The organism is Cellulosilyticum sp. I15G10I2, assembly GCF_900095725.1.
Taxonomy (GTDB): domain Bacteria; phylum Bacillota; class Clostridia; order Lachnospirales; family Cellulosilyticaceae; genus FMMP01.
Genome location: NZ_FMMP01000028.1, coordinates 290033 through 303833, shown reverse-complemented (window position 1 = coordinate 303833; position 13801 = coordinate 290033). Strand labels below are relative to the sequence as shown.

Genomic DNA, 13801 nt, shown 5'->3' with positions numbered 1-13801 from the left:
CTCATTTGCTCTTTTTTATGTCCTCTTAGTCGTGATTTAAAGCTGTGTATGTAAGAGTTGCAAGATTTGATCAATGTGATCGGTAGTAAGCTGGGTTATGGACAGTCTAAAATAATCAGATTTATGAGCATAAGTAAAAAGTGTTCCAGGTGAGACAACCACATTGTTTTGTATAAAAAGTTCACAGATTTCATCTAAGGATACTGTTAATGGTTTAAGCCAAAAAAAGATCCCGCCATGCACAGCGTAAATTTCAATTTTGTTTTTTAGAAGCTGCAAGCCGCTATAGAGTTGATTATATTTTTCTTTACATAATTCAAATAATAGCTTTCTATGTTCCATAAGACTAGCGGATTCGAGATAATAGTGGAGAAGATATTCGTTAAATGTACATTCAAGATCATTGGAAATACCTTTGACCATATGTGCTGGAAGTAGTACAAAACTATAAGAAAGATGTGGCAGATACATTTTAGAAAAGTGGTAAGTATAAATCACTCTATCCTTTGAAAAATGATGAAATAGAGGCATAAGCTTAGGGGTATCATATAAAAATTCGCTAAGCGTACCATCCTCGATAATATAGCAGTCATAAGTTTTGGCAAGTTTGATGAGGGCTTGTTTTTGATAATCAGAGTAGCAGAGGCCAGTTGGATTTTGAAGATAGGAAGATAAAAAAATATAACCTATATTGCCAAGACGCAGATATTTTTCAAGCACTTCTAGATTCAAGCCATCCTTTATTAAGGGAATCTCATAGATTTTGCTGCCTATAGAATGTAAAAACGAGGAATATGTCAAATCACTAAATTGTTCGATACATATACCTTGTTTAGAAGAGTATTTAAAAAGATTTATTAAAAAGCTAGTAAAATTTTTGATGACACGTACTTGTGCTGAAGAAGCTTTGATTCCGGCACTTTCTAGAAAACAGCATACATTTTGGTTAAGAAGATTCCTCTCGCGGTAGAGCGGATCACAAAAGGCTCCCCAGCCTTCTGTGTCAATAACGCGTTGTGCAAGTTCCTTGCATAAAGCTATAGGGAAAAGATCTTTCGAAAATCCTAATGTACTGCAATAAATATTATTTATTTCATTAGAGTTATGCTCAGATAGCAAAACAGAAGGCTGTGATGCTACATAAGTTCCTTTACCTACATGTGCATCAACTAACCCTTGATTTTCTAAAAGTTTATAGGCACTTACAACAGTATCTCGATTAATAGACAGGTATTTAGATAAGGTTCGTATAGGAGGAAGCTTAGTTCCGCCAAGCAAAGTTCCGGATTGAATGAGCTTAGCTATTTCAGATGCAAGTTGTATGTAGAGAGGTGTTGGATCAGACTTGGATAATTGTACTGTATAAAACATATGTTGCCCCCTTTGTAATCAAGATCGATATCATTAGCTGTTATTTCTCTATAAAAAGTTTATACATACATATATATTACCAATTTTCGTAAAATATCATTCCAAGCCTATAAAAAAACCTGCTGATTGGCAGCAGGTTATAAATTGTTACTTGTATATTTTTTAAGTAATCTTATATCTGAACCTATGAACTTAAGGTTGGTATAGTTGCCGAATACACGAGATACAATGCGTTCAGAATAATATTTATTCCAGTCATTAGGGGCGACATTGGTTGAAATAATAGTAGCGTTTTGATGTAAATAACGTGTGTTAAGTACATCAAACAGATCGCTTCCTGTAAAGGTGGAGGAAGATTCAGTGCCTAGATCGTCAATAATTAATAGATCAACAGTAAAAAGAGTACTCAGCATAGCTTTAGCTTCATCCATCATATCTTCGCGGTGAAACCTGGATTCCTCAAAAAGTTTAAACAACTGAGGTGAAGTAAGGTAGAGCACCGTATAATTTCTATCTAATAACTCTTTAGCAATGCAATTGCATAGAAATGTTTTACCAAGACCTGTATGACCATAAAATAAAAGGTTTTGCTTCTTGGTTTCAAAGTTTTCTATAAAACCTACGCAAATCTGATATATTTTTTCCATATTGGTATAAGGAGATCTGCCGGAAGCCGGATCTACTTGCTTAGAATAGTAATTAAGGTTAAAACCATTGAAGTTTTCGATTTGGAGGATATTTTTTAAATTAGATTGTTCGTAGGCAATATTAATCAGTCCTTGTCTAAAACAAATACATGGCTTGTTATCAATGAAACCTGTATCTTCACATGAAGCACATTCATAAAGAATTTCCAAATAATCTTCAGGAAAGCCGGCCTCAACAAGCAGCATTTTTTTGGTAAACATAAGATCTTCAGAATTTTTACGGAAATTTTCAATAGAAAGCGTATTGGGCTCCTTAAGCATGCTACGAACGAGTTGAACACCACTTTGACTGAGTATTTTATCAATCTCTTCAATCTGAGGCACCTTTAAATAAACTTCTTTAGCGCGTCTTCGTTGCTCTTTAACAGCTGAAGTTCGTTTAATATCATACTCCCTTATGAGGCGCTTATAGTGGAATTCTTTATTATTCATACTAATTACCTCCATTTAATTTACGTTCTATATATTCACTTTCAAGTTTTTCGAGTTCTTCAAAATTCCAATTATGAGAATAAATATCGTTAAATTTAGTCATCTTTTGAGGGCGTTTACTAGAGTGTTTATTCTCAGAAGATAATTGTTTCTTACTTTCATAAGCTTTATCTATCAGTATAACATCATCTAGCGTTTTAACCTTTGCATCATACCAAGAGATAAGAATAGAATCTACATAGTTAAGACTTGGTTTATTGGTTTGCATTACAGTGCGCTTACAGGCCTCTAAAATGACGTCTAAGCTAAATTGATACTCAGTAAGCCATCTGGTGATACATTTTTTTTCTGCAAGCGTTATTGTACTCTTTGATGAACCAAGCGCTGAAAGTATTTTGAAATACCTTTTATCTAGTGTAACTTTTTCTTTTGCCTGTTCTACAGTATTAATGCCTTCATCTACCCAGCTAATGGCCACTTTTTCAATATAATGTATTGCGGTATGGTTATTAGATGCACAGTACTCAATAAGGAATTCAATGAGGTCAAAAGGCATATGTAACCAATCATAGAAGCTATAGAGTATTTTTTGATCAGTATTTGTAAGAAGCCGACCCAAATATTGTTCAGCTATCTTAAATAGTTCATTAACAGAAGTACTGTCCTGCATGTATAAGTTAATTTCCTCAGTTCTATATTCAGGCCTTGATTGACTGATAATTGTCTTAGATAGAGGAAGTTTAGGTGCGGTTTCTTTAGGAACTGTTTTTGGTTTTTCTAAATAAAAGTCAAGTTCGAATTGTTTATCTGAAAGCTCTTTGAAATGCAGAACACCTTCTTTATCCCAATACTTAAGAGCTTGTATAACCTCTGAATATAACATATCAAGCGTATGTGCTACACTTTCTAAAGAAAGTGCAGGCTGAGCGGGACTATTTGATTGTGCAAATAGATAAATATATACTTTTAAATAACCGCCAAGCGATTTAGGCATATAGTCTGTAATAAACCAATGGGGAAGATGTACAAATGTCGGCGCTTGGGTTAAAAATTTAATATATGCCATTTAGAAACCTCCTTGAAAAATTATCCTTTTCGTGTGTTAGTATTATAGCACAAAATAAATAAATTATGATAATAAAAAAATAAAAATCTCCCTTGAAAAAAGGGAGATTTTGGGGATAACTTGTTAGTAAGTGCTGCATGTATCAACAAGTTAATCCTATGAAAAGTTGTGAGTAATGTGGATAACTATTTTCCAAGTAAAATATCTGCAACTTGATTGATGTTGCCAGCGCCCATTGTAATGATTAAATCATGAGGAACTGCATGTTCAAGTAAATAATTAGCAATTTCATCAAAGTCAGAAATATACAGAGCTGTTTTACCGAGGTTGTGGATTGTTTTGACGATATCTTCTGCAGAAATATCCCCAGGATTTTTTTCCCTGGCAGCATAAATATCTGTAATAATAACATTTTCGACGAGAGAAAGCACGCTCGCAAACTCATTAAGAAAAGCTTTAGTACGGGTGTAAGTATGTGGCTGAAAAACAATATAAAGTTTATTATGTGGATAAGCTTTAGCTACTTGGAGCGTAGCAGCAATCTCTGTAGGATGATGGGCATAATCATCAACTATTGTGATATCATGAACCTTTCCTTTGACTTCAAAGCGCTGATCTGCACCCGTAAAGCGTGTAAGCCCCTCATTAAGACGATCAATAGATATACCTAAATAATGGCATACAGCACATACTGATAAACAATTAAGAATATTATGCGTGCCAGGAGCATTAAGCGTAATATGACCTTTTAATGAGCCGTTGTAATAAACATCAAATGAGGCACAAGCCTTATCATCAAAAACAATATGATCTGCATACCAGTTAAAGTCTGGGGTAAGTCCAAAAGTTTCTGTTTTACAAGGAATAGGCATTAAAAACTCATCCAGTGCATCTATTTCGCCATTAACTGCAAGAAAACCATCTTCTGGAATAGAACAAGCAAATTTCTGAAATGAGCGCCTAATATGATCAATATCTTTAAAATAATCTAAGTGGTCAGCTTCAATATTAAGAATGATACCTACTTTTGGAAAAAAGTCTAAAAAGCTATTACAGTATTCACAGGCTTCAGTAACAAAGTATTCAGACTTTCCGATGCGGATATTACCGTTTATTGCTTTTAATATACCTCCAACTGTAATAGTAGGATCAAAACCGGCAGATAATAATCCATGAGACAACATAGAAGTAGTCGTCGTCTTGCCATGGGTCCCGGAAACACAAATAGGAAATTTATAATCTTTCATAATAAGACCCAAAAATTGAGAACGGGTTACAGTATCTACATTTAATTTTTGACATGCTAAAAGTTCGGGATTATCCTGAGCAATAGCTGCTGTATAAACCACTAAATCGATATCATCAGTTATATGCGCCGCGCTGTGGCCATAGTATACCTTGATACCTATTTCTTCTAAATGACAGGTGGTATGAGAACTTTTTGCATCAGAGCCGGTTACAATCGATCCTCTATTGTGAACAATTTCTGCAAGTCCACTCATACTAATACCGCCGATGCCTATGAAATGTATTTTCTTTTTATGCGTTAAAGAGTTAAGATTTGTCATAGAAGTTTTCCTTTCGATGAACAATATATTATGTTTTAAATAGTATATACACTTATCATAATATGCAATATATTATTTTATAATTATATAACAGAACTAAAATAATAAACATATTTTTTATAAATAAATAGGTCCTTGTTAAAATAGATTAAAAAAACGAATGTTTTAAAGGAAAAGCTTTTAAATATTCGGATTTATGCTTATAATGGTAATAATACTTAAAATGATATAAAAGGAGAGGGAAGAATGAAAAAGGTACAAAAACATGACAGAATAAGTGTCATTACCAATATTTTAACGAATAATCCTAATAAAATATTTACACTTACTCATTTTTGTGACATTTTTAAATGTGCCAAATCAACAATCAGTGAAGATTTAGATATTATAAAAGATATTTTTAGAAATTATGAATTAGGAGCGATAGAAACTGTATCAGGTGCAGCTGGAGGGGTTTATTATAATCCCCTTATGACAAAAGAACAAATGCAAGTGTTTACAAAAAAATTATGTGAACTTATTAATACACCGGATAGAATTATTCCGGGAGGGTATATTTATACTAATGACTTTTTATACTCTCCTAATATATCTAAAAACATAGGGATTGCTCTTGCAAGCCTTTTTAAGCATGTACAGTTTGATTATGTTATTACTGTAGAAACAAAAGGTATTCCTATAGCACTTATGACAGCTATGGTGCTTAATAAGCCTATGGTCGTTGTAAGAAATCAAAGTAAATTAACAGATGGAACAGTTATTCATATGAATTATATTACAGGCAGTAATCATAGAATCAAAACAATGTGCCTTTCAACAAGGGCGATAAAAAAAGGCTCTAAGGTGTTATTTATAGATGATTTTATGAAAGCTGGAGGCACTGCAAAAGGGATTATTGACCTTATGCAGGAGTTTGAGGCAGAACTCGTAGGTGTCGGAGTCCTTATGGCAACTAATGTACCCGAAAAAAAATTAGTAGAAGATTTTAAGACGTTGTTATGGCTGGATACGGTTGATGAAAGTAATAAAGTAGTAGACATTTATAGTTTGCAAGAATAAAGATAACATTTATTTAAATGTATTAAAATTTAAATATTGTAAATAATATGGTAAAATGATAAACTAAGAGAGAGTAAAACAGCAATTTGTTTGGTGATAAACATAGGGCTTTATTAGTAGTGAGGAGGGGTTGCATGAATAAAAAAGAGATGATTGCTATGTTGTTAGCAGGAGGACAAGGGAGCAGGTTGGGTATTCTTACAAAGCAGATTGCTAAGCCTGCTGTTATGTTTGGCGGTAAGTATAGAATTATAGATTTTCCCTTAAGTAACTGTATAAACTCGGGAATAGATACAGTGGGTGTACTCACGCAGTATGAACCGTTGCTTCTTACTAAACACATTGGTATAGGCATACCATGGGATTTAGATAGGAGAACTGGTGGTGTTACAGTACTGCCGCCGTTTGTAAAGGGGACAGAAGGGTCATGGTATTCTGGGACTGCAAATGCAATATACCATAATATCAGATATATAGATGAATATAATCCAAAATATATTTTAGTATTATCAGGCGATCATGTTTATAAAATGGATTATAGTGCTATGCTCGAAGAACATAAGGCAAACAACTCCGATGTCACTATTGCTGTTATTGAGGTGCCTTATGAGATCGCTAATCAATTTGGTATCATGAATACGGATGAAGAAGATAGAATTATAGAATTTGAAGAAAAACCAGAACATCCAAAAAGTAACTTAGCATCAATGGGGATTTATATATTTACATGGGATGTATTAAAACAAGCACTTATTAAGGATAACGAAGTTCATGGGCAAAGTGACTTTGGCAAACATATTATTCCAGATATGATCAGTACCGAAAAAAATGTACATGCCTATAGGTTTAATGATTATTGGCGGGATATAGGAACTATTGAAGCTTATTGGAAAGCTAATATGGAACTTACCCATACTGTGCCTATATTTAACCTCTATGATGAGTTTTGGAAAATATATACTAATATTGAACATCAGCTGCCACAGTATTCAGGAGAAAAGGCAATGCTGCAGCAGTCTCTTATATCAGAAGGCTGTGAAATCTATGGAGAGGTTTATAATTCGGTACTCGGGCCAAAGGTTATTATTGAAGAAGGTGCCGTTGTCAAAAACTCAATTATAATGGCCGAAACCGTTATTAGGCAAGGGGCTCATTTAGAAACATGTATTATATCAGAAAAATGTGAAGTAGGGGAAAATGCATGGATAGGGGTAGGAGAAAATATTACGCATATTAGTAAGCCTCATATTTATTCGGATGGCATTACAGTAGTAGGGGATAATACAGTAATTCCAAGAGATATTAAAATAGGTAAAAACTGTGAAGTGGGCGGACATACCTTAGAAGAACATTATAATAATGGCATTTTAGAAAGCGGTCATTCGCTTATCGTGTAAGGGAGGAAACTATGAGAGCTATTGGTATCATATTAGCAGGAGGCAAGAGAAGTACACTAGGAGTCCTTACAAAACAAAGAAATTTAGCAGCTATGCCTGTTGGGGGATCTTATCGTGCAATAGATTTTGCACTAAGTAATTTAAGTAATTCAGGTATTAAGAAAGTAGCTGTTATCTCTCAGTATAGTGCAAGATCACTTGCAGATCATATTGGTTCATCAAAATGGTGGGACTTTGGGAGAAAGAAGACCGGCTTATTTTTATTTACACCGCATATGATTAATCAAGATGGTTTTGGTTTTAGAGGAACTGCAGATTCAATTTTTCAAAATATTGAGTTTCTAAAAAAGAGTAATGAACCTTATGTAGTCATTACTTCAGGAGAACAGATTTATAGACTTGATTACGAAAAGATTATTAAATATCATGAACAAAAAGATGCTGATATTACGATTGTATGTAAAGATTTACAAACCTATGCGGTTGAAGATTATGGCGTTATAGGGCTTGACGAAGATAATAAGATGATAGAATTTGAAGAAAAACCATTAAATCCTCAATATACAACAGTATCTCTAGGGATTTATGTGATCAGCAGAGAACTTCTTATCAAACTTCTAGAAGAACTAGAGTTAGAAGGAAGATACAGTATTGTTAATGATATTATCGTACGTTATAGAAAAAAACTAAAGATGTATGGCTATTTATTTGAAGGTTATTGGAAGAGAATACGTGATATTAATGAATTTTATAAAATTAATATGGATTTTTTAACCCCAGAAGTAAGAAAATTATTTTTTAATACGTATCCTTCTATTTCAACAAAAGCTAAAGATGAACCACCTGCTAAATTTAATGCTGAGGCAAAAGTTACAAACAGCATCATCAGCGGGGGTGATATTATTAATGGACAGATTGAAAACTCAGTTCTTTTCAGAAAAGTGTTCGTTGGAGAAGGAACAATTGTTAAAGATTCTATTATTATGGAAGGGGCAACAATTGGCAAGGGCTGCATTATAGAAAATGCTATTTTGGATAAACAGGTATTTGTATCTGATGGACAAAAGGTAATAGGAACCAAAGATAAGATTATTTTATTAGAAAAAAGAAATATTGTATAAAAAAAGTTAATAACATAGACTATATGTGTAAGAATTTATAAATATTACCAAAAAATGAAATAAAATAAAATAAATATTGACTATTTATTAAAAATAACTTATAATTCAAATAATAAAAAGAACTATTAATAGGAGCGCCACCAAGGCACTAGTTAATAACAGGAGGGGTTTTGCTAATGGAAATCACAGATATTAGGGTGAGGAAAATTAATAAAGACGGAAAAATGAAGGCAGTAGTTTCTGTTACTTTTGATAATGAATTTGTAGTGCATGATATCAAAGTAATAGAAGGAGACAAAGGGCGTTTTATTGCTATGCCAAGCCGAAAAACATTAGATGGGGAATTTAGAGATATTGCGCATCCTATTAATTCTGAAACAAGAGATCGTATTCAAAATCAAGTGCTTGAAAAGTATGAAATGGTGTTGCTTTCTGATGAAGTAGCTGTTATGGGAGAAGACGAACTCTACATAGAAGAATAATTTTACAAGATATAAAAGGTGTTTCTTAAGCGTATAAGAAGCACCTTTTGTTATGTATGCAAATAAAGTGAGGATATTCTATTAAGTATTGCATAAATGGTCATAAAATGAGAGAATAACTAAGTAATAGTAATAGGGAAGGAAGATATAAATGAAAACAAAAGCATTAATACTTGCTGCAGGGCAAGGGACCAGGATGAAGTCTGAACAGTCAAAAGTACTGCATAAAGTTTTTGATAAAGCACTCGTGGAATATCCTATTTTAGCAGCAAAACATGTAGGGGTTCAGGAAATTTGTATGATAATAGGCCATAAGGCGGAAGAAGTTCAAAAAGCTCTTGGTAATACTGTCAGTTATGTACTTCAAAAGGAGCAGCTAGGAACAGGGCATGCTGTTATGCAGGCGATAGATTTTATAGATGAGGATGGAGAAGTACTTATTTTATACGGAGATACGCCGCTTATTACTGGAGAAACTCTAGAAAAAATGATTAATTTTCATAGAACAAATAAAAATGGGGCAACGGTTTTATCAGCTGTTGTGGATGACCCATCAGGTTATGGCAGAATTGTAAGAGATAAAGCCCATAAGTTTACTAAAATAGTGGAGCAAAAAGATGCTACAGATACTGAAAAACAGATACCAGAAATTAATGGAGGTATGTATGTTTTTGAAGCAGCACTTCTTAAATATGCACTGTCACAGCTTACCAATAACAATGTACAAAAAGAGTATTATCTAACAGATACATTGGAAATACTACTTGCTAAGGGGCATAAAGTAGATGCAGTTCCATCAGAAAGCGTAGAGGATATATTGGGTGTTAACTCGAGAGAACAGCTGGCTGAAGTAACTGATATTATGAAACAAAGAATTAATTCAAAGCACATGGTTCAGGGCGTAACACTTGTTGATCCACAAAATACGTATATAGGATCTAGTGTCGTAATAGGCAGAGATACTGTTATAGAGCCAGGTTGTATATTAGAGGGAAATACTCAAATTGGAGAAGCTTGTCGTATAGGGTATCATTCAAAAATAAAAAATACAACGATTGGCAATCATGTAGATATTGAAATCAGTGTGATTACAGACAGCTTTATTGATGAGGGGACGCATGTAGGGCCGTTTGCTTATTTAAGACCCCACTCTCATATTGGCAAGAATATTAAAATAGGAGATTTTGTAGAGATCAAAAATGCGACCATAGGAGACGGTACTAAGGTTTCACACCTTACTTATATAGGTGATGCAGATGTAGGCAAAGGTGTTAACTTTGGGTGTGGCACCGTGGTTGTTAATTATGATGGTGAAAAAAAACATAGAACAACTGTTAAGGACAATGCCTTTATTGGATGTAATACTAATTTAGTTGCACCAGTAATAGTTGAAGAAGGTGCTTATACTGCGGCAGGTTCAACTATTACTAGAACAGTTCCTAAAGATAGTTTAGCCATTGCAAGAGCAAAACAAGAAAATAAAGAAGAATGGGTCACCAAAAAAAGAAAGAAATAGGTTGTAAAATAGGTTATTGTATACAAAAATACGAAGAAACGTTGCATTTTGTATGCAATGTGATATAATGTTGAGCGGAAAAGATGGTCGTATATTCATAAAGGAGGACTTAACCAAATGATTAGAAATTACACTGATATTAAGGTGTTTACTGGAAATGCACATCCTCAGCTTGCAAAAGAAATTTCTGAGAAGCTAGATATTCATCTTGGCAAATCTGAGATTACACGATTTAGTGATGCGGAGATAGGGGTTAAAATTGATGAAAAGGTACGTGGTACAGATGTTTATATTATTCAGCCAACATCTACACCTGCTAATGAGCATCTTATGGAACTCTTAATCATGATAGATGCGATGAAACGTGCTTCTGCAGGACGTATTACAGCAGTTATACCTTACTACGGTTATGCAAGACAGGATAGAAAGACAAGAGCGAGAGATCCGATTAGTTCAAAGCTAGTAGCGGATATTCTTCAAACAGCAGGTGCAGACAGAGTACTTACTATGGACTTGCACTGTGCACAAATTCAAGGGTTTTTCAATATTCCAGTAGATCATTTGGTAGGCATGCCTCTATTAACAAAATATTATGCGGATAAATTAGGTGATGATGCGGATAATGTGGTTGCTGTTTCTCCAGATCTCGGCAGCGTGGGGAGAGTTAGAGCTTTTGCAACTAAGTTAGATATTCCTTTAGCAATTATTGACAAGAGAAGACCGAAGGCAAATGTGTCTGAAATTATGAATATTATCGGAGATGTAAATGGCAAAAAGGTTATTTTAATTGATGATATGATTGATACAGCGGGAACGATATGTAATGCAGCTAATGCTTTAAGAGAAAGAGGGGCAACATCTGTATTTGCATGCTGTACACACGGGGTATTATCTGGACCAGCAATGGAAAGAATTCAGGCTTCTGCAATAGAGGAACTTGTTATTCTTAATACAATAGTTATCCCAGAAGATAAAAAAATTGCAAAAGTTAAAGAAATATCTGTAGCACCTATTTTTGCAGATGCTATCAGACGTATTCATGAAGATTTATCAGTTTCTAAGTTATTTGATTAATTCATACAGAAAAGAGGATGGCATATCATATTGCTATCCTCTTTTCTGTATGAGTGAAGGGTATAGAGAATAGTTTGTTTTAAATTAACAAATTATACTAGGGAGCTTTTGAAGAGAAGAAGAGTCCTATAGAGTATAAAGAAAAGAAGGAGTTGAATGTATTGATGAAAAAATTATTATTTAAAAAATTTTTAAGTATAGTGCTTATTAGTGTGATGTGTGGGTCAATCTTAAGTGGGTGTGGTAAGAAGGCGGAAAATCTGCCAAAGGATAATATACCAGTGGAAGAGACAGAAGATAATAACCAAGAAGAAAGTGGCGATAATAATCAAATAACCGATAGAATTAAGGTTTTTTATGGCGATGAAGGTAATGAAAAAATGGTAAGTGAAACAAGAGAAATAACTTACAGAAATGATGAAGAAAAGTATAAGGCTGCACTCGAGGAACTTTTTAAAGGGGCTGTGAATGAAAAATTTATCTCTAATATTAATAGTAATACAGAGGTTCTTGGAACTTTTATACAAGGCGATGATTTGACAGTTGATCTAAGTAAGGCATTCAATACTTTTGATGGGAGTGTTGCAGAAATAATTGCAGTAGGATCTCTTGTTAATACGATGACCCAATTTAAAGATGTCGAAAGAGTTAAGATTCTTATAGAAGGACAGGAATTTATAGGTCCCAGCGGAGAGTCAAGAGGTTTTATGGAGCCGTTCGTACTAGATCCACAGAGTGAAATAGATAAAGAAGTTATGCTTTACTTCGGAGATGCGAATGCGGCTTTTGTAGTAGGAGAAAAAAGAGTTATTCGTATGAAAGCTAACGATACTGAAGAGATGCTGCTTAAGAAAGTGACAGAAGAGTTAATTAAAGGTTCGCAAAATGAAACATTAAATCCTACAATTCCTCCCAGCGTAAAGGTTCTATCTGTAAGTATTGAAAATAATATTGCTCACGTTGACTTTTCCGATGAGATGCATACGCATCACTGGGGGGGAGCCGCGGGAGAAAGTATGACAATTAATTCGATTGTCAATACACTTACAGAGTTCAATGCTATTAAGCAAGTGAAAATTACAGTAGAAAATGAGCCATTAGCTATTGAGCATACTGTACTAAAAGAGCCGGTAGGCCGTAATGAAGATATGATACAAAGATAGTCTATAATATAGAGCTGGGTCAATGTCAAAAGCATTTACCTAGCTCTATATTACTATTTGATATTTTATCACAGGTTTTAAGGATGTTTGAAATGTTTTAACAATATTTTAGAAATAAAAAGTGAACAATATTTAGTTAGTTATTATAAAATACTCTAAATAATGTTATGATATAAAGGTTGATAACTAAGTGAAAAGGTTATTATAATAGAATAATATAGGGGTTTTAATAGCTGATAAATTGATTGATATGAAATACGGAGGATGTTATGAAATTAATAGTAGGACTTGGTAATCCAGGAATGGAGTATGCTGTAACGCGCCATAATATAGGGTTTCAAGCTATTGATACGCTGGCAGAAGTTTATAATATATCTGTTCAAAGAAATAAATTTAAGGCTTTAATAGGAGAAGGAACTATTAAAGGTGAGCGTATGATACTTATGAAGCCGCAAACGTACATGAATTTAAGTGGAGAAGCGATTAGGCAATGTATGGATTGGAATAAATTAACAAAAGATGATATAATTGTTATATACGACGATGTATCTTTGGAAGTTGCTCAACTTCGTATAAGAAAGACTGGCAGTGCAGGAGGACATAATGGTATAAAAAGTATCATTAATCATCTTGGATCACAAGATTTTGCACGTATAAAAGTCGGAGTTGGCCAGAAGCCCCCAGGATGGGATCTCGCAAACTACGTATTAGGCAGGTTTACAGAAGAAGAGATGAAAGCTATGGGGCCAAAACTAAAAGATATAGTTAAGGCTGTAGAAGTAATGCTGGAATCGGGAATTGATCAGGCGATGAATCAATATAACTTAAAAGTGAGACGGTGATAA

Annotated in this window: 12 protein-coding genes; 8 read left to right on the top strand and 4 right to left on the bottom strand. The window is 33.9% G+C overall.

The window, feature by feature from the left end; genetic code table 11:
• Window positions 1-36: 36 nt before the first annotated feature.
• The 4 genes from BN3326_RS20455 to murC form a co-directional block, all read right to left on the bottom strand.
• Entirely contained in the window at window positions 37-1371 is a 1335-nt protein-coding gene (locus BN3326_RS20455) for an aminotransferase-like domain-containing protein (protein WP_070001091.1), read from the bottom strand.
• A 137-nt stretch (window positions 1372-1508) separates the two neighbouring features.
• Window positions 1509-2510: an ATP-binding protein gene (locus tag BN3326_RS20450; RefSeq protein ID WP_171903873.1), complete on the bottom strand. Its 1002-nt coding sequence runs from the start codon at window positions 2508-2510 to the stop codon at window positions 1509-1511.
• 1 nt (window position 2511) lies between these two features.
• Complete coding sequence (locus tag BN3326_RS20445; protein ID WP_070001090.1) at window positions 2512-3576, bottom strand: DnaD domain protein; 1065 nt, start codon at window positions 3574-3576, stop codon at window positions 2512-2514.
• Window positions 3577-3761: 185 nt separating this feature from the next.
• The gene (gene murC, locus BN3326_RS20440) at window positions 3762-5144 is read right to left on the bottom strand and encodes a UDP-N-acetylmuramate--L-alanine ligase (RefSeq protein ID WP_070001089.1); all 1383 of its coding nucleotides are present in this window, start codon (window positions 5142-5144) and stop codon (window positions 3762-3764) included.
• A 246-nt stretch (window positions 5145-5390) separates the two neighbouring features.
• On the opposite strand from murC, the gene purR reads away from it, so the two are divergent.
• The 8 genes from purR to pth all read left to right on the top strand — a co-directional run bounded on the left by purR (window position 5391) and on the right by pth (window position 13798).
• Window positions 5391-6203 carry a pur operon repressor gene (gene purR, locus BN3326_RS20435; protein ID WP_070001088.1) on the top strand — a complete coding sequence of 271 codons (813 nt, stop codon included), beginning with the start codon at window positions 5391-5393 and terminating at the stop codon, window positions 6201-6203.
• Window positions 6204-6337: 134 nt separating this feature from the next.
• A complete protein-coding gene (locus tag BN3326_RS20430) occupies window positions 6338-7600 on the top strand; it encodes a glucose-1-phosphate adenylyltransferase (protein ID WP_070001087.1) in 1263 nt (420 codons plus the stop codon).
• Between the two features lie 11 nt (window positions 7601-7611).
• The gene (gene glgD, locus BN3326_RS20425) at window positions 7612-8721 is read left to right on the top strand and encodes a glucose-1-phosphate adenylyltransferase subunit GlgD (protein ID WP_070001086.1); all 1110 of its coding nucleotides are present in this window, start codon (window positions 7612-7614) and stop codon (window positions 8719-8721) included.
• A 176-nt stretch (window positions 8722-8897) separates the two neighbouring features.
• Window positions 8898-9203 (top strand): septation regulator SpoVG, encoded by a 306-nt coding sequence (gene spoVG / locus BN3326_RS20420; RefSeq protein ID WP_070001085.1) that lies wholly within the window; start codon window positions 8898-8900, stop codon window positions 9201-9203.
• 151 nt (window positions 9204-9354) lie between these two features.
• The gene (glmU, locus tag BN3326_RS20415; RefSeq protein WP_070001084.1) at window positions 9355-10719 is read left to right on the top strand and encodes a bifunctional UDP-N-acetylglucosamine diphosphorylase/glucosamine-1-phosphate N-acetyltransferase GlmU; all 1365 of its coding nucleotides are present in this window, start codon (window positions 9355-9357) and stop codon (window positions 10717-10719) included.
• A gap of 117 nt (window positions 10720-10836) precedes the next feature.
• Window positions 10837-11793 carry a ribose-phosphate diphosphokinase gene (locus BN3326_RS20410; RefSeq protein WP_070001083.1) on the top strand — a complete coding sequence of 319 codons (957 nt, stop codon included), beginning with the start codon at window positions 10837-10839 and terminating at the stop codon, window positions 11791-11793.
• Window positions 11794-11957: 164 nt separating this feature from the next.
• The gene (locus BN3326_RS20405; RefSeq protein WP_070001082.1) at window positions 11958-12956 is read left to right on the top strand and encodes a GerMN domain-containing protein; all 999 of its coding nucleotides are present in this window, start codon (window positions 11958-11960) and stop codon (window positions 12954-12956) included.
• A 269-nt stretch (window positions 12957-13225) separates the two neighbouring features.
• Window positions 13226-13798, top strand: coding sequence for an aminoacyl-tRNA hydrolase (gene pth / locus BN3326_RS20400; protein WP_070001081.1), 573 nt, complete (start codon window positions 13226-13228; stop codon window positions 13796-13798).
• The last annotated feature ends 3 nt before the right edge of the window (window positions 13799-13801 follow it).

Coding starts and splice junctions, on each gene's coding strand:
- BN3326_RS20405 (WP_070001082.1), top strand. CDS start 11,958: ATGAAAAAATTATTATTTAAAAAATTTTTAAGTATAGTGCTTATTAGT.
- pth (WP_070001081.1), top strand. CDS start 13,226: ATGAAATTAATAGTAGGACTTGGTAATCCAGGAATGGAGTATGCTGTA.
- glmU (WP_070001084.1), top strand. CDS start 9,355: ATGAAAACAAAAGCATTAATACTTGCTGCAGGGCAAGGGACCAGGATG.
- BN3326_RS20430 (WP_070001087.1), top strand. CDS start 6,338: ATGAATAAAAAAGAGATGATTGCTATGTTGTTAGCAGGAGGACAAGGG.
- murC (WP_070001089.1), bottom strand. CDS start 5,144: ATGACAAATCTTAACTCTTTAACGCATAAAAAGAAAATACATTTCATA.
- BN3326_RS20445 (WP_070001090.1), bottom strand. CDS start 3,576: ATGGCATATATTAAATTTTTAACCCAAGCGCCGACATTTGTACATCTT.
- glgD (WP_070001086.1), top strand. CDS start 7,612: ATGAGAGCTATTGGTATCATATTAGCAGGAGGCAAGAGAAGTACACTA.
- BN3326_RS20450 (WP_171903873.1), bottom strand. CDS start 2,510: ATGAATAATAAAGAATTCCACTATAAGCGCCTCATAAGGGAGTATGAT.
- BN3326_RS20455 (WP_070001091.1), bottom strand. CDS start 1,371: ATGTTTTATACAGTACAATTATCCAAGTCTGATCCAACACCTCTCTAC.
- BN3326_RS20410 (WP_070001083.1), top strand. CDS start 10,837: ATGATTAGAAATTACACTGATATTAAGGTGTTTACTGGAAATGCACAT.
- purR (WP_070001088.1), top strand. CDS start 5,391: ATGAAAAAGGTACAAAAACATGACAGAATAAGTGTCATTACCAATATT.
- spoVG (WP_070001085.1), top strand. CDS start 8,898: ATGGAAATCACAGATATTAGGGTGAGGAAAATTAATAAAGACGGAAAA.